Annotated in this window: 16 protein-coding genes and 1 pseudogene; 14 read left to right on the top strand and 3 right to left on the bottom strand. The window is 39.8% G+C overall.

Annotated features, from left to right (window positions below):
- Positions 1 to 42 precede the first annotated feature (42 nt).
- The 8 genes from MKX34_RS03610 (at position 43) to MKX34_RS03645 (ending at position 9,999) form a co-directional block, all read left to right on the top strand.
- The gene (locus MKX34_RS03610) at positions 43 to 2,484 is read left to right on the top strand and encodes an ATP-binding protein (protein WP_076296186.1); all 2,442 of its coding nucleotides are present in this window, start codon (positions 43 to 45) and stop codon (positions 2,482 to 2,484) included.
- A 727-nt stretch (positions 2,485 to 3,211) separates the two neighbouring features.
- Positions 3,212 to 3,790 (top strand): sigma-70 family RNA polymerase sigma factor, encoded by a 579-nt coding sequence (locus MKX34_RS03615; protein ID WP_081383833.1) that lies wholly within the window; start codon positions 3,212 to 3,214, stop codon positions 3,788 to 3,790.
- On the top strand, positions 3,783 to 4,634 hold the full coding sequence (locus MKX34_RS03620) for a hypothetical protein (RefSeq protein WP_036684806.1): 852 nt from the start codon (positions 3,783 to 3,785) through the stop codon (positions 4,632 to 4,634). The genes MKX34_RS03615 and MKX34_RS03620 overlap by 8 nt, the downstream gene beginning before the upstream one ends.
- 213 nt (positions 4,635 to 4,847) lie before the next feature.
- The gene (locus MKX34_RS03625; protein WP_076296187.1) at positions 4,848 to 5,960 is read left to right on the top strand and encodes a helix-turn-helix domain-containing protein; all 1,113 of its coding nucleotides are present in this window, start codon (positions 4,848 to 4,850) and stop codon (positions 5,958 to 5,960) included.
- A gap of 112 nt (positions 5,961 to 6,072) precedes the next feature.
- Positions 6,073 to 7,089, top strand: coding sequence for an ABC transporter substrate-binding protein (locus MKX34_RS03630; protein WP_076296188.1), 1,017 nt, complete (start codon positions 6,073 to 6,075; stop codon positions 7,087 to 7,089).
- A complete protein-coding gene (locus MKX34_RS03635; RefSeq protein WP_076098724.1) occupies positions 7,086 to 7,907 on the top strand; it encodes an alpha/beta hydrolase-fold protein in 822 nt (273 codons plus the stop codon). The genes MKX34_RS03630 and MKX34_RS03635 overlap by 4 nt, the downstream gene beginning before the upstream one ends.
- A gap of 65 nt (positions 7,908 to 7,972) precedes the next feature.
- Entirely contained in the window at positions 7,973 to 9,013 is a 1,041-nt protein-coding gene (locus MKX34_RS03640) for an iron ABC transporter permease (RefSeq protein WP_076296189.1), read from the top strand.
- The gene (locus tag MKX34_RS03645) at positions 9,013 to 9,999 is read left to right on the top strand and encodes an iron ABC transporter permease (RefSeq protein WP_170914305.1); all 987 of its coding nucleotides are present in this window, start codon (positions 9,013 to 9,015) and stop codon (positions 9,997 to 9,999) included. Before MKX34_RS03640 ends, MKX34_RS03645 begins: the two co-directional genes overlap by 1 nt.
- Positions 10,000 to 10,075: 76 nt before the next feature.
- Here MKX34_RS03645 and MKX34_RS03650 read toward each other — a convergent pair whose 3' ends face one another.
- Both MKX34_RS03650 and MKX34_RS03655 read right to left on the bottom strand, forming a co-directional pair.
- A complete protein-coding gene (locus MKX34_RS03650) occupies positions 10,076 to 10,615 on the bottom strand; it encodes a helix-turn-helix transcriptional regulator (protein WP_076296190.1) in 540 nt (179 codons plus the stop codon).
- A gap of 46 nt (positions 10,616 to 10,661) precedes the next feature.
- Entirely contained in the window at positions 10,662 to 11,849 is a 1,188-nt protein-coding gene (locus MKX34_RS03655) for an ABC transporter permease (protein ID WP_076276961.1), read from the bottom strand.
- Between the two features lie 168 nt (positions 11,850 to 12,017).
- Here MKX34_RS03655 and MKX34_RS03660 point away from each other — a divergent pair, with 168 nt between their 5' ends.
- Positions 12,018 to 13,139 carry an FAD-dependent oxidoreductase gene (locus MKX34_RS03660; protein WP_076296191.1) on the top strand — a complete coding sequence of 374 codons (1,122 nt, stop codon included), beginning with the start codon at positions 12,018 to 12,020 and terminating at the stop codon, positions 13,137 to 13,139.
- 158 nt (positions 13,140 to 13,297) lie between these two features.
- Positions 13,298 to 14,464: a DUF4317 domain-containing protein gene (locus MKX34_RS03665; protein WP_036684821.1), complete on the top strand. Its 1,167-nt coding sequence runs from the start codon at positions 13,298 to 13,300 to the stop codon at positions 14,462 to 14,464.
- A 73-nt stretch (positions 14,465 to 14,537) separates the two neighbouring features.
- On the opposite strand, the gene MKX34_RS03670 is transcribed toward MKX34_RS03665, so the two are convergent.
- Positions 14,538 to 15,071, bottom strand: a complete 534-nt coding sequence (locus MKX34_RS03670; protein WP_076098717.1) for an NAD(P)H-dependent oxidoreductase — start codon at positions 15,069 to 15,071, stop codon at positions 14,538 to 14,540.
- A gap of 185 nt (positions 15,072 to 15,256) precedes the next feature.
- Here MKX34_RS03670 and MKX34_RS03675 point away from each other — a divergent pair.
- The 4 genes and pseudogenes from MKX34_RS03675 to MKX34_RS03690 form a co-directional block, all read left to right on the top strand.
- Positions 15,257 to 15,505 (top strand): annotated as a pseudogene (locus tag MKX34_RS03675) (winged helix-turn-helix transcriptional regulator); the annotation flags it as partial.
- Complete coding sequence (locus MKX34_RS03680; protein WP_076296192.1) at positions 15,487 to 16,056, top strand: hypothetical protein; 570 nt, start codon at positions 15,487 to 15,489, stop codon at positions 16,054 to 16,056. The pseudogene MKX34_RS03675 and the gene MKX34_RS03680, both read left to right, overlap by 19 nt.
- Before the next feature lie 113 nt (positions 16,057 to 16,169).
- Positions 16,170 to 16,892 carry an MBL fold metallo-hydrolase gene (locus MKX34_RS03685; protein WP_076296193.1) on the top strand — a complete coding sequence of 241 codons (723 nt, stop codon included), beginning with the start codon at positions 16,170 to 16,172 and terminating at the stop codon, positions 16,890 to 16,892.
- Between the two features lie 253 nt (positions 16,893 to 17,145).
- Positions 17,146 to 17,904 (top strand): hypothetical protein, encoded by a 759-nt coding sequence (locus MKX34_RS03690; protein WP_076104110.1) that lies wholly within the window; start codon positions 17,146 to 17,148, stop codon positions 17,902 to 17,904.
- Positions 17,905 to 17,906: the final 2 nt, after the last annotated feature.

Here is a 17,906-nt window from a genome sequence, read left to right on the forward strand (position 1 = left end):
ATGCAAAGGAAAGAAAACGCTATCTTTAAGGAGATAATCTAGATGAATGAATCACAACTAAAATGGGAACCTGAAATAATCAATCAATTGAATGAATCTGTTTTATATCAAAGATTAAAAGAATTTAAAGACCCATCAGTGGGTAATCTCATTTCGGTAATAAATAAAGCCTGTAGTGATGCTGTACAAATAACTAAAACAATTTTAATACATATGAAAGAGTACACGCTTCATGATGCTGACCATCTATTTAGGGTTTTGCATATAATGGACAGATTAGTACCAAAAAAACTTAGAGAAGAAACACTTAGTTCTATAGAGATCGCAATTCTGATCCTTAGTGCATTTTATCACGATGTGGGCATGGCCCCCAAACAATCGGAGATATCTATATGGAAAGGTCAACGGTCGCCTGAAAATGAAAGTGAAATTCAAAGCAAGCGAAAATTTGATATATATTGTGCTGGAAACATAGATCTACAAAAAAAAATTGAATATCATGTCAAGAATGAAAACGTAGCAGAAGCCGATGCACTGATCGATTACCGACTAAGCGAGTGGATTAGGCGTACTCATGCTAAGAGGGCGAGAGAGATAATTAATGAAAAAAGAATCCATTTTGAATATAAAGGTGTTAATTTTTCGAATTGTCTAATTGATGTATGTTTAAGTCACAATGATCCTTGCTCAAAATTAATGTCTTATTCGACAGGAGAAATGCTGATTTCGGGTGAATATGTCAACATCCCATATTTAGGTGTTATCCTGAGACTTTCAGATTTATTGGATTTTGATGGGAAAAGAACACCTAAAGTATTATTTGAACATTTAGGGGTAAGGGACCCAATAAGTTTAAAGGAATGGAACAAACATAGATCAATTCGCGCCTGGGACATAACCCCACAAAACATTCTATTTAGAGCAGAATGTGGTCATCCTGTAATTGAAAAGGCTATAAGAGACTTTGTAGAAGATATTAAGCAAGAATTAAGAAGTTGTGAATCATTATTAGAAAAGTTGACATATTCCTCAGAAAGAAATGTATATAAGGAACAATATGTCTTGAATACTAAAGCCACTGTGGATTTAAATGTTAGTGCTGAAAAAGATGGAGAAGGCAATGATAAGTATAAATATATGGACGTTCTTTTCCAATTAAATCAAACTCGAATTATTGAATTGTTAATGGGAACTAATCTTTATGGTCATCCTGTATATGCACTAAGAGAATTATTACAAAATGCAGTTGACACCTGTAGATTACGTAAAGTAAAAGCTGAATTATGGGGAGATACTAGCTATTCCCCTCAAATTAAAGTGCTTTTTTATAATGATGGAGTCAGACAAGTCATTGAAATTGATGATAATGGAATGGGGATGGATGAGCACATTTTAAAAAATTATTTTTCTAAGGTAGGAAGTTCATATTATCGTTCTTCAGAATTTAATGAGGAAATGATAGATGTCCAAGATAGATTCACTCCTATATCTAGGTTCGGTATTGGATTTCTTTCTGCTTTTATGATTGCTGAATTTGTTGAAATTAATACCCTACGTATAAAGAGCCTGTCCGATTTTGGTGAGAAGCTCAATATTACAATTCTGGGTGAAACAGGAGTGTTTTATGTAAGAAATGGTATTAAAGAAAGATCGGGAACATCAATTAAGTTGTTTTTAAAGGATGATCATCCATTTGGTAGCGCAGATGCAACCAAAGATGACTCTGCACTCTATAAGTACGTTAAAGAAACTCTAAGACATATTGAATTTCCAGTGGAAATAGAAGCAACTAATATTGTGGAAAAAGTAGGGGAATCTGAATATATTTCGGAATTCGGAGATGTGCTTACAAATGAGTATCCGGTAAGAGCTTTTAATTTTAATTTAGATAATGAGATAAAAGGAATAAAAGGATCTGTTAAATGTTTCTTCTTAATCGAAGGAGAATCTTTTCTTGAACAAGTTATTCTAAAAGAAAGTAAGGTAAACTATGAGAACCAAGAATACCCATATTTACACAAATTGAAAATTGATAGTGGTCAAATCTTTGAGTCATATGAAAGTATACAGACAACAAAAAAAAATATAGTCAAAAGCAATGGATTTTTAACTATGGGTGGTATAACCGTAGGAACTAATCTATTTCATGTAGATCATTCATTTTCTAATGATTTCGAGCAGAATACACAAATAAATTGGCCTTTTGCAATTCATTATGATATAGAAGTTTCAGACCAATTGGAGTTGAATTTGACAGCTTCACGTAATAACATTATATATGATGAACACTGGTTTGAATTTATGGAGGGTTTATCTTATATAATTGCCAAACGTTTAGTTGAAGAGATCGGCAATATTGAAGTAGTTAAGAGTCTTGTCAATATACTAGAAAAGTTTGAAGGTGCTAGTAAACTAAAGGAAAAAATAATTGAGATATGTAAGGATTTGAAGAGTAAGGAGATAGAAAAATTTCTAAGAGAATAAAAAGTATTCATTTTTGACTAAGATCGTCAACAATGAATCAGATTCAGTTAGTAATAACTCTTGAAATTATTTCAAAATAAGGCTTTCACCAACTGAATCAGAATTCAGCATACGATGTATGTTGCATCTGTTGTGGAGTTGGTTTCTGATGTAATCAACACTTGAAGTTATGTAATGAAAAATGGGATTTAGCTGTATCATTATAAAATGAAGATTAGTAAGTATAGGAAATAGCAGGAACCTTATAACTTTGATACCCGAGTGACTCTAGACGAGAACCTGAGTTTGCTCGGTTTTTTTTGTCAGTGGTAAATACAAAGCAGGTGATTAGGTTGCTCTATACTTTAAATATTTTCTCAATCTAGTACTGTTAGAATCACTTCGTTCAAATAATACGTAATTTCTTAATAGATAGAAAGTCTGTTGTTTCAGCCGACGTCATTATCTATAAAGCTTAGAGTTGATCTATGTTCAAAATAAAGTTCAATTCCTTTACGACGGCATCTACATAGCAAATACCATTCTGCAAATGGTTATGAGATAAAGATTTTTCTTTTAATAGATTTAATTTCCCACATTCACCACGCATTCTCACCCTCCCACAATTATCAAAACATTTTGTTAATGCTCCGCCCGTTTTTCCGTATTAACATATGTAAGTTTCTTCACAACAAATTGCGCAATTTGTTTAGCTTTTCGATGAAGGTGAGGTGGAAGGAGGGTGGAGATGGAGGTTATCCAGGGTAAAGTGGAGCGTTACATGAATACCGAAAGATCACGTGAAGCTATCATGTCCAAAGAGGAATTTACCCGGATGTATGATACGTACTACCAACGTGTTTACAAATATATCTGTTATCGAATTAACAACCACCACGCGGCAGAGGACATATGCAGTCAGGTGTTTGAGACTGTGATGTGTAAGTATTATAGTTTTTCACAAGAAAAATCGAATTTTGAGGTGTGGCTGTTTGCCATTGTAAGAAATGCTGTGACGGACTACTTTCGGGCGCAGAAGAAAAGAAGCTATACCTCACTGGATTCGTTGCTGGAGCTTATATTTCCCAAGCCGTCTCCTGAAGAGCTGGCGATCCGTGAGGATAATAATCAGGCACTGTTCAAGGCGCTCTCCAAGCTGCGTGAGAAGGAACGCAATATCATTGCAATGAAATATGGGGCTGGGCTGAAAAATTCCGAAATTGCACAGGTCATGGGAGTCAGTGAGTCCAATATCGGTGTCGTAGTATATAGAAGCTTGAAAAAACTGCATATTTCCTTAAAGGCAGGAGGGTTCAAAAATGAATAAGAAAGATGATCTCACCAAATTCAGCAAGACCATAGAACGGCTTGAGAATGCCGAACAGGGCAGCACTACCGCCAAAGAAAGAATCTATAACCGCTTGATATACAAATTGGACCATGGGGCTCTTAGCCCCCAATCAGAGATAAAGGACGGGATAACGATGAAAAAAAGCAGCTGGAGAAATGCAATAGTGATTGGCAGTGCAGTAATTTGTCTGGGTGGAGCATTCTCTGCAACCTCCTATGCACAGGATATGTTCCAATCGATCATGGCAAAGTTTGAAGTGGGAAATCTCGAAATCACGCAATACGATAAGGAAATTCCTTCGGCTGCACAGTCAATGACTCCATCTGAAGATGCCCAAGGCGGGGAGAATGCGGTCATTGAATTGCCGGTTGCAGCTAAGTTAAATCTGGATGAAGCCCGTGCAGCACTTGGTATGAACTTCCCGGCACCCGACTGGATGGGAGACTATGAGTTTGTGAATTGTGTTCTTCAGGGGACCAGCATGGTTGAAGTGCAGTATAATTCCGGAGAGAATGCTGTGAATTTTCTAATCTCCAAGGGCGGGGACAATGGGATCAGCACTACGGAAGAAGTGAAGACAGAAGTAATCAACGGGACTAAAGTTTATTTTGCAAATGGAATTGTGATTTGGGAAGAGGATGGCTATACAGTAGAGTTGTATTCCCAAGTAGATTTTGACCAAGCTACACTAGGGAAAATCATTGATAGCTTTAACATTGGTGCGCCTGTTCAGCCTTTAGAGCAAGGTCAAGTGAAGGAGAACTTGCAAAAGAATGGAGCAGCGGTTGCAGCTCCGGCTCCGGCTGTAGATTCAAAATAAAAGACTTACTCCGGGCAGCAGCAGCCTATAGTTACACACAGAAGACGCGAGGGGATTAGTCCCCTGAGCGTCTTCTTTTTTGAGCACACTTTTATAGAACGTTCCCCAACCATTGCCACCCCCCAAAAACAAAAGTATAATTGATAATGATTATCAATTAATGAATGAATAAAGAGTTAAGTGCATTTATATAAGCAGTAAAGAGGTGACAGCATGCAAAAACAATCGCAAAAGACGGATTTAACTGAGGTTAGAAAATATATAGAAGAGAATTTCACGAAGCACCTGTCTTTAGCACATTTAGCTAATCTTTCTGGTCTTAGCTCCAGTTATTTTTCCTCGGCGTTTAAACAGGAATATATACAAAGTCCAATGGAGTATGTTACCCAGCTGCGGATTCAAAAGGCTAAACAATTATTGCAAAAGGAAGATGTTCGCTTAAAATTTATAGCAGAGGCTGTTGGATATAGTGATGAGTTTTATTTTAGCCGAGTGTTCAAAAAGGTCGAAGGGATATCCCCAACGATGTATTCCAGCCAGCAAAAATCTAATATCGGTGTTGTAACTGGGAATATGATGGGGTATCTACATGCGGCAGGAGTGGTCCCGTTTGCTGCACCCTTAAGTGCAAAATGGACACCGTACTACTATAATTTGTGGTCGCAAGAAATCAAGCATAAGGTAACCTTGACGCAAAACAAAAATTATTGCAGCCCCAATGAGCTATTGCATTTGTCAATTGATCTGCTTATTTCTCCCAAAGATTTGTCGTCAGAGCTGGTAAAACGGATAGAGGATCATTTTCCAATCTATTGGCTGGATGATAAACAAGATTGCTTAATAGCGTTAACTGAACTTGCTGCCCGACTAAATAAACAAGAAGAAGCGAAACAATGGATCACGCAGTATAGGGCAAGATTGGAAGGCGTTCGTCGGGAATTAGACTGGACCACTACACCACCTAAAGTTCTAGTTATACGTATCTATCAGCAGCAAATCTTTGCTTATTGTAATACAGGCATTCAGCATCTTTTATTTCAGGATTTGGGAGCGGAATCTAGTTATGAGCAGCCCGGTCTATATAATGCAGAGATTACTTTTGAAGAGTTAAGTAGATTGAAGGTAGATAAGCTGTTTACGATTATATGCCCCGATGATGAGTCACGAGCAACTTGGCATCATTTGCAGAGAGATGTTGGGTTTAGACAGTTAGAGGCTATCGAACAGGGACAAATCTATGTTATTCACTCCGATCCTTGGTTTGAATACTCTCCTGTGGCCTTAAAACGAATGCTAGAGGAAGTTGCAGTAATGATGATACCTTGAAAATGTACATGTCTAATCATAAGATGTTACATGGTCAATGCTTCCTATCTCTTATACACTCAATACTGAGAATGATTATTATTGAGAAAATAGGAAAGAGGGAAGGTCTATCATGAAGGGGTTTAATACAAAAACAATAAGTTATGTTGTAATGGTTGGTTTATTATCCATTCTACTGACAGCTTGCGGCGGCAATAATACAGCTAATCAGCAAGCAACAGATACTCCAGTAACAACCAGTGAAACGAGTGCAACTGCAACGGATGAATCAGCTGTGCAAGAAACGGAAGTAGCGGCTAGAGAAGCGTTTGTAGTAACTGATCAAGTAGGCAATACAGTAAACATTCCCGGGACGGTACAAAAGGTGTATGCCCCTGGTCTAGAGGATTACTTAGTTACCCTTGGTGTAACCCCAGTAGCCCAATGGTCCACGGGTGAAAGACCGCAGCAGTATCTACAGGATACGTTAAGTGGTGTAAAAGAAATCAGCTTCGCTAATGGTGTTCCCTCTCCAGAATCTGTAGTAGATTTGGAGCCGGAATTAATTATATTCCCCACTGCTTTTTATGCACAAAATGGTGTTTATGAAAACTACTCGCAAATTGCTCCAACTTACGTGTTTAAGAATGCACTCGGCAATGTAGTGGAGGCCACAGAAACGATTGCGAAATTGCTAGGTTTAGAGGATAAAGCAACAGAAGCTATTGCTGCTTACAATACAAAGCTGGAAGCAACTAAAGCACAGTTAGCCAGCGTATCTGCCGGTAAAAAAGCAATTTATATTAATGCGAATGCCCGTGCGATCTTTTTAGTGGGCAACTTCCATTACGGGGGTTATGTGCTGAGTGAGCTAGGCTTTGCTCAAAGTGCTCTTGTAGAAGGTGAAATGTCCGCTGATATTTCGCTGGAGATGCTGTCTGATTTAGACGCGGATTATATCTTTATTAACGATAATGATGGTCTGGGAGATGCCTTCCTGGCAGACATTAAAGCTAGTCCTTTATGGAAGGCGCTGCCGGCAGTTCAAGCAGGTAAAGTGTTCGAGGTGGATGGCGATCACTGGAGATCCAGCGGATTAATTGCTTATCAAAAAACGATGGACGATATTGTAGCGTTCCTGCTGCCATGATTATCAAACCGTATGTAAAACCAAACTATGAAACGATGCTGATCACGAGTAAAGCTAACAATAAGGACTATGAAATTTTTATTGCCAAGCCTTTGGATGAGCCTGCAAAAGATGGCTACGGTGTCATTTATGTTCTTGACGGTAATGGACTTTTTGAAACCGCAGCAGAAATCACCCGATTGCTGACGCGTAAGCCTAAAGGCTATCCACCCGCGATTGTTGTTGGCATTGGTTATCCTGGGGGTGAGGCGTTTGATACCGTGCGTCGAACCTATGATTTAACCATGCCAGCCGAGCTTGCGAATTTACCGAAACGTCCCAACGGGGAGCTTTGGCCTGAATTTGGCGGGGCAGATGAGCTGCTAGCCTTTTTTGAAAAAGAGTTAATGCCAGCCATTGCCCAGCGGTTCGTTATCAATAAGCAGAAGCAAGCATTGTTTGGTCATTCCTTTGGCGGATTATTTGTGCTGCATGCTTTGTTTACACAACCCACCTTGTTCTCACATTATATTGCAAGCAGTGCTTCCATCTGGTGGAATGATTACGCACTTTTAAAGGAGTATGAGAGTTTTAAAGCTGATTTACACAGCAATACGCTAAGTCAGTTACCTAAAACGCTTATGATTGCCGGTGGAGAAGAGCTGGATTATATGGTCAAGGATAGCTTGGATTTATGTAACAGTATGATGGCCTTACACCTTCCAAGCTTTGAAGTAAGCTGGGCATTGCTTGAGCAAGAGGAGCATGTAAGTGTAATCTCGGGTGCGATTAGTCGGGCCGTCAAATTTTTGCTTACCACATCCTCTGACTTAAGTTAGAAATCATATCGTTTGCATCTGAGCTGGCCCTTGGCTGGCTCTTTTTGTAAAGTGAAGGGAAAGGGTTGGAAACATTGGCCGCAAATGTTCAGAAATCATCACTAGCAGGAGAAAAAAAGTTCTCCTTTTTAATATTGCTAATCTTCATGCTCCTCCTATTAATAGGCGTATTAGTGCTTGCTATGGCCCTTGGCGCGAAAAAAATACCCTTCGCAGATGTATTCATGTCGATCATCGCTTTTGATGATAAGGCTTCTACTCACCAGGTGATCCAATCCATTCGTTTGCCCCGGGTACTTGCCGCTATGGCAACAGGCGCTGGATTTGCAGTAAGTGGAGCAATTATTCAAGGGATTAGTCGCAATCCTTTAGCCGATTCGGGGATTCTTGGGTTAAATGCTGGGGCCGGGGTCACGTTAGTCATTGCTATGGTTTTCCTGCCGACGCTTACATTTACAGGTACACTTTGGCTCTGTATTCTAGGTGCGGGATTGGGAGCGGGTTTAGTTTTTAGTGTTGGCCTATTAAGTAAACGAGGCATGACGCCTATTCGACTTGTACTGGCGGGTGCTGCCATCTCTGCTATGCTAACTGCCCTAAGTGAAGGAATAAGTATCTTTTTTTCAGTGGCACAGCAGGTGGCTTTTTGGTATGGAGGTGGTTTAAGTGGCATTAGTATGGCTCATTTGCAGCAAATGTTGCCGTGGATGCTTCTTGCGCTATTACTTGCCATCGTAATTTCAAAGTCGATTACTATACTTTCTGTAGGGGATGAGACAGCGGAAGGGTTAGGCGTTAATATTAAGCTTATCAAAAATCTTTCGCTTTTAGCCGCATTCATGTTAGCTGGGATTTCATGTGCTTTAGCTGGATCTGTAAGCTTTGTGGGCTTAATTGCTCCTCATTTGGTACGTTACATAGTGGGTGTAGATTATCGTTATATTATTCCATTATCCGCAGTTCTGGGGGCCATCCTTGTTGTGCTTGCTGATTTAGTGGCACGAATCGTAAATGCCCCTTATGAAATCCCTGTAGGTGCTGTAATTGCGGTTATCGGTGTTCCGTTCTTTCTGTATTTGGCACGTAAAGAAAGGCGGGAACTATAGTGAAGCTAAGATGGAAGTTTATAATTATAGCAATCATTTTACTGCTAGGCTTTATATATAGTGTATCTACTGGTCAAAGCAGCTTAAGCTTACAAGAGTTATGGCAAACCGTATTAGGAAAGGGAACACCGAGGCAGGAGCTTGTACTTTTTCAGTTCCGTATTCCACGTATGATCTTGGGTTTTCTAGTAGGTGGCGCGTTGGCAATAGCAGGAATGCTGCTGCAAGCTATAAGCCGAAATGCTTTAGCAGACCCGGGCATACTGGGGATAAATGCTGGTGCTGGATTATCCATGATGTTATTTTTACTGTTACAAAATAGCTCTACCGGCTTACATACTTATGTTCAGCCACTGTACGCTTTATTGGGTGGATTTATCGTTGTCGCTCTATTATTTATGCTTTCCTATGATCGCAATCAAGGCATTATTCCCATTCGATTAATTTATACGGGTATTGCTGTTGCGGCTGCGATTAGTGCATTTATGATTGTGTTAACCTTCGTACTAGATCCTTCGCAATATCAGATGATTAAGGTGTGGCTGGCAGGGAACATAGGGAATAGTAATTGGAGTCACGTGTATGCTATGCTGCCTTGGTTACTTCTTATTGTGCCTTTATTAATTCGGAATCATCTTATATTGGATGTACTAAGGCTTAACGATCCTGTAGTCATTAGTTTAGGGGTATCTCTAAATAAATATCGTGTTTGGTTTTTAGTGTGTAGTGTCTTATTGGCGGCACCAGCGGTTGCTGTTAGTGGGAGTATTGGATTTGTAGGACTAGTAGTTCCACATTTAGTTAGACGACTCTTTCGTGGCCATAAAATAATGATTCCCGCATGTTTATTAATCGGTGGCGGATTAGTTGTTATTGCAGATGCGCTTGGTAAAATGGTGGTAGCCAATACTGAAATACCAGCAGGAGTGATCGTGGCTTTAATCGGTGCTCCATACTTTTTATATTTATTGATTAAAAGTGAATAATTGAAAAAAACTTTGCGATTGGTGCTGGATATAAAAAAGAATGCCTTGATTATGCTATAATCCAAGGCATTCTTTTTTATATAGTTTTCGTTTTCAGCTTTTCTAAAAGATCTTTCCACCAGTAAATAGATTGCTCTAGTTGAGAAGCGTAGTAGCATTCCATGAAATCTACGACGTCACGGGTGGAGCTATCTACATCTATTTGCTGGTAAATTTGATTTAATTGATCTTTTTTTATACGTGACTGTTCAATTTTCTTCTCGATAATCGGGATCACTTTATCAGTCTCTACAAAACGAAGATTCACAAGAGCAACAATCATATCTGAAATAGATTCTGCATCTTCTATTACCTTATAAATTTTGAGCGGGAGTTGCTTGCGCCCTTTATCGGTAATGGAAAACACCTGTTTGTCTGGGCGATGTTCTTCTTTGATAATCTCTACCTGTTCAACTAAGCCCTGTTTCGTAAGGGATTCAAAATGATAATATAGTTTGCTTTCAGATAGATTTAGCAATGTATCAAATGGAATAGGGGTGGATAGTTCTTTTTTTAATTTATAAGGATAATTATTTTCATCCATTAACTTACTTAAGATATAAATTTGAATTGACATCACAGAACCCACTCCTAATTGTTGGCTAAACTCTATCTTACCAAACCTAGGCGGTTATTTCAGCTGTATTTTTAACTTCAACGGGCAGTATAGTTTCTTTAGTCACAGGTACAGGTTTATGAACAAACCGGACGATAACAATGTTAATCATCATAGCCCCGGCAAATACGCCTGCTAATCCCCATAAGAAGGGTGCTGGACTAATAGAACCAAACATTTGTGCCAAATAAGCTTGCACAGAATAATACATCGGTGTGATGCGGCCGAACCAATCGTATGGTGTATACATCATATCACGAGGCATGGTAGCACCATTGGCGATGGTTTGCATGAGCAGGATTGGAATATTTAAGACCATACCGCCTTCGCCAACTAGGAAGACCATAATCGCACACACGTTAAATGCAGCCATATACATTAGAATTTGCTGAGCAGCAACTGGTAACAGTAAGGATAGGTCTACATCTGCAACAGAGAAGGCAATGGTTAAAGCAACGACAGTTGATAATACAGCGATTAATAAAGCTGTGAGTTGAACGAACATAAACAGTTTTGTCTTGCTTGCTTTCCCGCGGTTCGCTTTAAAAGAAGCAACTAATTGCATGGAGGCAATCATTGCCCCAACATAACCAGCCATAGTTAAGAACATAGGTAGCATGTTGTTGTGCATGCCGTCCGGAACATCATTGATGACAACATAATTCCCGACATAACTATTTTCAATTTGTGTAGCCATTGCGGTGGCTTGTTCTTCTGGTACGTTAAAGTTCATTAACACACCTTTTGCGGTTTGCTCTGAGAAGTTCGCGCTTAATTGTTTGTTAATTTCCCCTACAACGGAAGACATGGCTGAAGATACCATGGTGGCAGAAGCTTCGTTGACTGTGAAATCAATACTTGCGGATACCTTACCGCTTTGAACGTTGGCGGAAAATTCTTCTGGAATATGGACAACTAGAGCTAACTTATTATGTTCTAATTCATCCATCGCCTTTTTATTCGATACATCGGTTTTTATCGTTTTGAATGGTAAGCTCTCCGAGAACTGACTCGAAATCTGAGCCCCATATTGACCGGCATCATCATTGACGATAGCAATTTTTAAATCATCCATGTTCCCTGGAAGGGCTGTATACCCTGGTAAGAAAATACCAAGCATCGCAATGGCATAGAACACACCCATAAAAATAGAACCAATGGCCCCTTTGGACTTCAAAAACTGTGAAAACTTCAACTGTATACCTTCTTTCTTCTGAATAACACTTTTATTTTAGTACTCCAATTAAAGTACTTTTAACTGAGTGAGATTTATAGTACGATAATTCATTAGAAATGTCAAATTTAAGATACAATGGGTAAGTAGTGAATGATTAAAAAATGAATAACTGAAGGGACTTCGAATATGAACAAGGTTATTGTAATTGGTGCAGGGATATTAGGGGCTTCAGCAGCTTATCAGCTAAGTAAGTTAGGTGCTGAGGTCATCATTATAGATCGTAAGGATGTTGGACAAGCAACGGATGCAGCAGCAGGGATTATTTGTCCATGGTTGTCTCAACGCAGAAACAAAGCATGGTATCGTCTTGCTAAAGCGGGAGCAAGCTTTTATCCGGCACTTATTCAAGAGTTGGAAGAGGCTGGAGAAACCGAGACTGGATACGCAAAAGTAGGAGCGATATGTATTCATGAGGATTTGAAAAAGTTACTCGCGATGAAAGAAAGAGCGGAGCTGCGCAGAGAGGACGCCCCTGAAATAGGGGAACTTACGATGCTGACGGATCTTGAAGCGCAAGAGAAGTTTCCCTTATTGTCGGAAGGTTATCATGCGCTGCATGTATCGGGTGCAGCAAGAGTGAACGGACGTGAATTACGTGATGCTTTGCTAAGAGCTGCTCAGCGTAATGGTGCGCAAATGATTGAGGGAGATGCTATTTTAAAGTATGCTGATCATGAAATTAAAGGGGTTAGCGTAGGAGAACAGACATTCACAGCGGATGAAGTGATTGTGTGCGCAGGGGCTTGGTCTAACGCTTTGCTTCATCCGCTTGGGATCATGCTCCAGGTGCGTTATCAAAAAGCTCAAATTATGCACTTGAAGCTTGCTCAACAAGCGAGTACAGAGCAATGGCCTGTGGTAATGCCGCCTACAGATCAATATATACTTGCGTTTGCGGATCAAAATATCGTTGTAGGTGCTACTCACGAAAATGATGTCGTAGGTTATGATACTGCTGTAACCGCAGGAGGAATGCAAGAAATATTAAATAAAGGTCTGCAAACGGCTTCCGGTCTTGCGGATTGTAGCCTAAATGAGATAAGAGTAGGGTTCCGTCCATTTACAGCAGATTTTCTTCCCGTGTTGGGCAGGGTTCAAGGCTGGAATAAACTAATTGTTGCTAATGGACTAGGGTCATCCGGATTAACGATGGGACCCTTTCTTGGTGAGCAGCTAGCCAAGCTGGCCATGAATCAACAGGTAGATATTCAGCTTGAAGACTATGCATTTGAGCATGCGATAAATTGATGAGTACGAGCACGAATGGTGGGGAAGTCCAAACATTCACCGCAGTCACGTACTTACCTTAATAGAAAAATCTTAAGTTCAACTAATATAGCGAAGGTTTTTTTTATCCTTTATACTGAAAAGACCAATTAATCTTCCTAGGAGTTGTCTAACGAATCATGATAAAGAAAGAAGTCGCGCATATACGCAAGCAATTTAAGCTGGATCACGATTTAATGAGTATTTACGATATTCTCAACGTGTATATTATGAAGGAAAGCAACGAGATCTATCATTGGGAGCGCCAGCCATTTGGAATGGTGGACAGAGAGAAGCAGGAGCTGTATATGGGTAATTTCAAAAAACTCCTGACCGGTGAACTGGATCAGAAATTGTTCGAGTTGAAGTTTCAAGCGGAAGCGGAGGAGCCAGCGCAGGTGATGCTTCATCAAGCTTTGGTGACAGGGGATCCGGATGAATGGCAGGACCTGATGCTGCTGTTGGTGGACAGAATGATGGCGGATACTCATTATGAACGGGATACGGTGATCACTTTCGTTCGCGGACAGTATTTCCGCCCGACTAAAGATAGAAACGATGAAGCCGAGGAAAGTGAGAAAAACGAACTATTCGCGCATCCTTTTATCCTATGCAGCGTGAATTCCACGGAGAAACAACGGAAAGCTCTCTTGTTTGATTACGTGGAGCGGGAGTTCAAGTACAATGTCATTGTAGATCCGATCGTCAAGTTAAGTACGCCGGAGCAAGGTTTCTTTTACCCAAGCGTGACGGACAATTATTCCGATGTGAACCGCATTCTGTATTGTACGGGGAAATCGAACTTCCCGGATCCGCATTTTGTCGGAGAGGTCTTGAATGCCGAAAGATCCAATACGGCTCTGGAAGAGAGAGCTATATTCGAAGACATCGTGAAGGAAGTGGCGGGCGAACAGCTTGATGCAACCACTCTCGCACAGGTGTACGAGGAGATCCATCAGGTCATCGAAACCAACGACGATAAGGAAGAACCTCCAATGCTCGATTATAGAGATCTGGAACGTGTACTGACGGTAAGTGGCGTAGAGAACGTGACAATGGAAAAAGTGGAACGGGCGTTTGAAACGATCGTTGACGATAAGCATTATGAGATGAAGGCGAGCAGCGTAATGCCGAAATTCACTACCAAATCGATTAAGATCGATACAAAGGTAGCTACGATTTCGGTCAGCCCGCAGGATTTAAAATATGTGAAGCAAGTGAATTATCATGGGAGACGCTGCATTTTGATTGAGGTTGACGAAGATGCCGTGATCGAAGGCTTCACACTTACTACAGAGAATCTTTAGACCGCTACAACAATGTTATGGGCTATCCTTAAAGTCTTTGAACAAGACTAAGGATAGCCCAATTTGTTTTGTGTCAAATACGGTGATTAAAGATATATTCGATATATTCTTTTGCGCTAGTATTAATTTCTTCATCGCTGGCTTGAAATGAAGCTCCAAAAACAGCAAAGTACGGTAGGGCTTCTGCACCTACATGTTTGGCACTGGCTTTAAAGGGTGCGATCACTTCGTCTACGGTAAAAGATACAGAGCCCTCTGGCTGATAATTTTCTTTTTTATCACCGATGGACAGGGCCAGCCCTAGCTTTTTCCCGTTAAGCTTGTCACCGTTTGATCCATAAGCCCATCCGTAAGCCAACACATCGTCAAACCATTTTTTTAATAGCGGCGGATAACTGTACCAATACAACGGGAATTGAAAGATCACATGGTCATAAGCTTCCATTAGATTTTGCTCTCTAGGAACATTAATATTCCAGTCAGGGTACTCCTTATAAATCTCATGAAGGGTAATGTCGTTGGGATATAATAGCAGTTCTTCTTTCCAGCGCTGGTTGACCCTCGAATTCTCAAGGCCCGGATGCGCCAAAATCACTAGTGTTTTCATGATGAATCTCCATTCTCAGGCCTATATTATTTATGAATATTATTATTATCTTGCAGGTTGTAAAAAAAGAAAATACACACAATAAAGTAAGATGGTTACTTCGAGGTGTGTACTGGACTCAGAAAAAAATATATGCAACAATGAAGTTTTAAGTAAGCTTAATTTGATCATTTGAATTACAGCGTAATATTCAGGGCATCTCACAAAAGGTTCTGATCCAGCAGCTTCGTGAACTTGAGAGGGATGGGCTTGTCAAAAGATTCGTGTATCAGCAGATGCCGCCAAAAGTTGAATACAGCCTCACGGAATATGGCGTTACAGCCAATAAGATCGTGGATGTTATGTGTTCTTGGGGAAAAGAAAATATAAAAATAAGACAAAGACGAGGAGAAGAGATCGTCTTGTTGGAGGATACATGTCCTGGAGCAAATTAAAGCAACAACTGGAGAGTTTTCTCTGTCCTGCGTTATCCGGCAAGGTTGAATATCGTGCAAGCAGTTACCGTTATTTACCTGATAAATCAGGGAGCTGTTATATTTCGGTAGATAAAAAGAACGTACTCAATATGAATGATAGAACTAGCTCAATCAGATGGTATCAGACGGAGCAGGAGATTAAGAATGATTCGGAACTCCAAATTCCTGTCCACCCTGAAGATATTGAAGCGGTTAGAAAAGATAGTAAAGGGAACATCCCGGAGGATCGTCTAATAGTCATTGCAAGAAGCAGAAAGATATCAGAAGTTGCAAAGGAGCTTTTGTCAGCACAGACCTCATTAAGTAAATCGAATTTTATCGTTGTAGCTAATAAGTTTTTATCTACTTCTATAGAGGAAAGCATAGAGAGTGATGATATCTTATTGAATATTCTGGCTTTAGTGGACAGAAGGGTTGGGAAAAAGCGGATTTTAAACATGAGCGAGAAGATGCAGTTGAAGCATCCGATTGTGCAATATTTTTATGAACTACGGCGTAGTACATTGTGAATATAACTAAACTCTCCCTTGCTCAATGGCACCTGCTTCATCCATTATAAATAGGTAATCATCTCCCCCATAGAGCGTATCTTTACCTGTATCCATAAAGGAGAGAAAATAGGATGGAACTCAAAAAAATAAATGACTCTATTTATTATTTGGAAAGTGTCCGAGAAACAGACAGACCTGTTTTGGGATATGTTTTAGGTGACAGCTTTTCAATTGTGATTGATTGTGGCAATTCAAAATCGCATTTAGATGCCTTTATAAAGTGTTTAGATGATAACAATCTGCCACGTCCCAAATATGCTTTGATCACGCACTGGCATTGGGATCATACCTTTGGTATGCATGCTTTTGACGGGGAAACTATAGTCTCTTCAGCAACGAATGAGGCACTAAAGCGCCTGAAAGAATGGGAATGGGATGAAGAAGCTGTGGTAAAACGTTTAGAGACCAAAGAAGAAATAGCATTCGCCTATAACTGTATGAAAAAAGAATATGATACGTTTGATAAGATTAAGGTTAGCACAGGAAATATTATTTTCGAGGATGCTTTAACGCTGGATTTAGGGGGCACCACTTGCCAGATTATAAAGGTAGGAGGGCCACATGAAGCGGATTCTTGTGTTGTATATATAAAAGAAGCGGGAGTTTTATTCGCAGGTGATGCACATAGCGGGGATTATTATCATGGAGAAGGTAAAATTGATCCGATTAAAATGAAAAAATATATTGAGTTTTTATCGACTCTTTCATTTACTACGTATATCCCGGGGCACGACGCCCCTATGAGCAAGGAACAAATCATTCCCTTGTTAAATAGATTTTGTGAGGTAAAGTAAAGGCTAGCCTTATCACATAACAGCTTATTTTATTAGGTGAATTGTTAGGTATGAATTCGGTAGTGTACCGGACGCATGCCTTTTTGTTGTGCCTGATGGGGCAGTTCATAGGGGGTGGCTTATTTGCGTTTATTGGGAAGCAGCGTTACGATTAATCATAAGCAGCCTTGCTTCAAACCCCTCCTGAGCTATTAGAAATCTTAGACGAATTATACATCGATGGCTGGGGACATGTACAGAAAGGGAAACAGAAATGGATAAGAAAATAAGCGTAGAGAATCTAAAACTGACACCACAAAATGATACTTATTATATTGCTTGGAGTATCGGAGTCGATAAGAAGTATAAAAAGCATATGAAAAAAGAAATAAAGAGCCAACTCACAGACGTTCTAGGATCCATGACTCAAAATAATGCTGTGGAGGATATTTCAGTTTACAGTCATAACAAAACAGCCGAAAAACATGGAGAATTCATTATATGGGATTATCTTATCCTAATGCAGATCAAGGAAAAAGAAGATGCCGAAATCATTTTACCTAACTTAAAAAATGTGAATATACCTTTCGTGCTCGAAACAATCCGTATGGAGTTACTTGTAACTACACCAAACAGTACGTACCCTACACCAGGGGAAGGCGCGAGAAAACGGCATGTAAAGCCATTTTATGCAATTGAATATGTCGATGTTCAGCCTAATCATTTAGATGAATTCCGGGACATAATGATTAACAATAACGGACCGGCAATGAAGTACATAATGGAGGAAGCGAGATGGTGTCATAATTTTTATGCATTAGAAACGCTGACTGTCTTCTATCATAATTCAAGTTATCCTACTTGGAATCAGATTCATGTCATAGGTTTGTATTTGGAATCAATTTTTCTATATAAAAAAGATTTCTCAAAAGGGCTGGCACTGACCCACAGCATTTCATTTGAAGAAAACTTTGCGCAGTTAAAGAAGATAAGAACCATGTTATATAAAACGATCGGGAGAAAGATGATCTAGAA

The sequence above is a fragment of the Paenibacillus sp. FSL R5-0636 genome (assembly GCF_037974255.1).
GTDB classification, from domain to species: Bacteria; Bacillota; Bacilli; order Paenibacillales; family Paenibacillaceae; genus Paenibacillus_AQ; species Paenibacillus_AQ odorifer.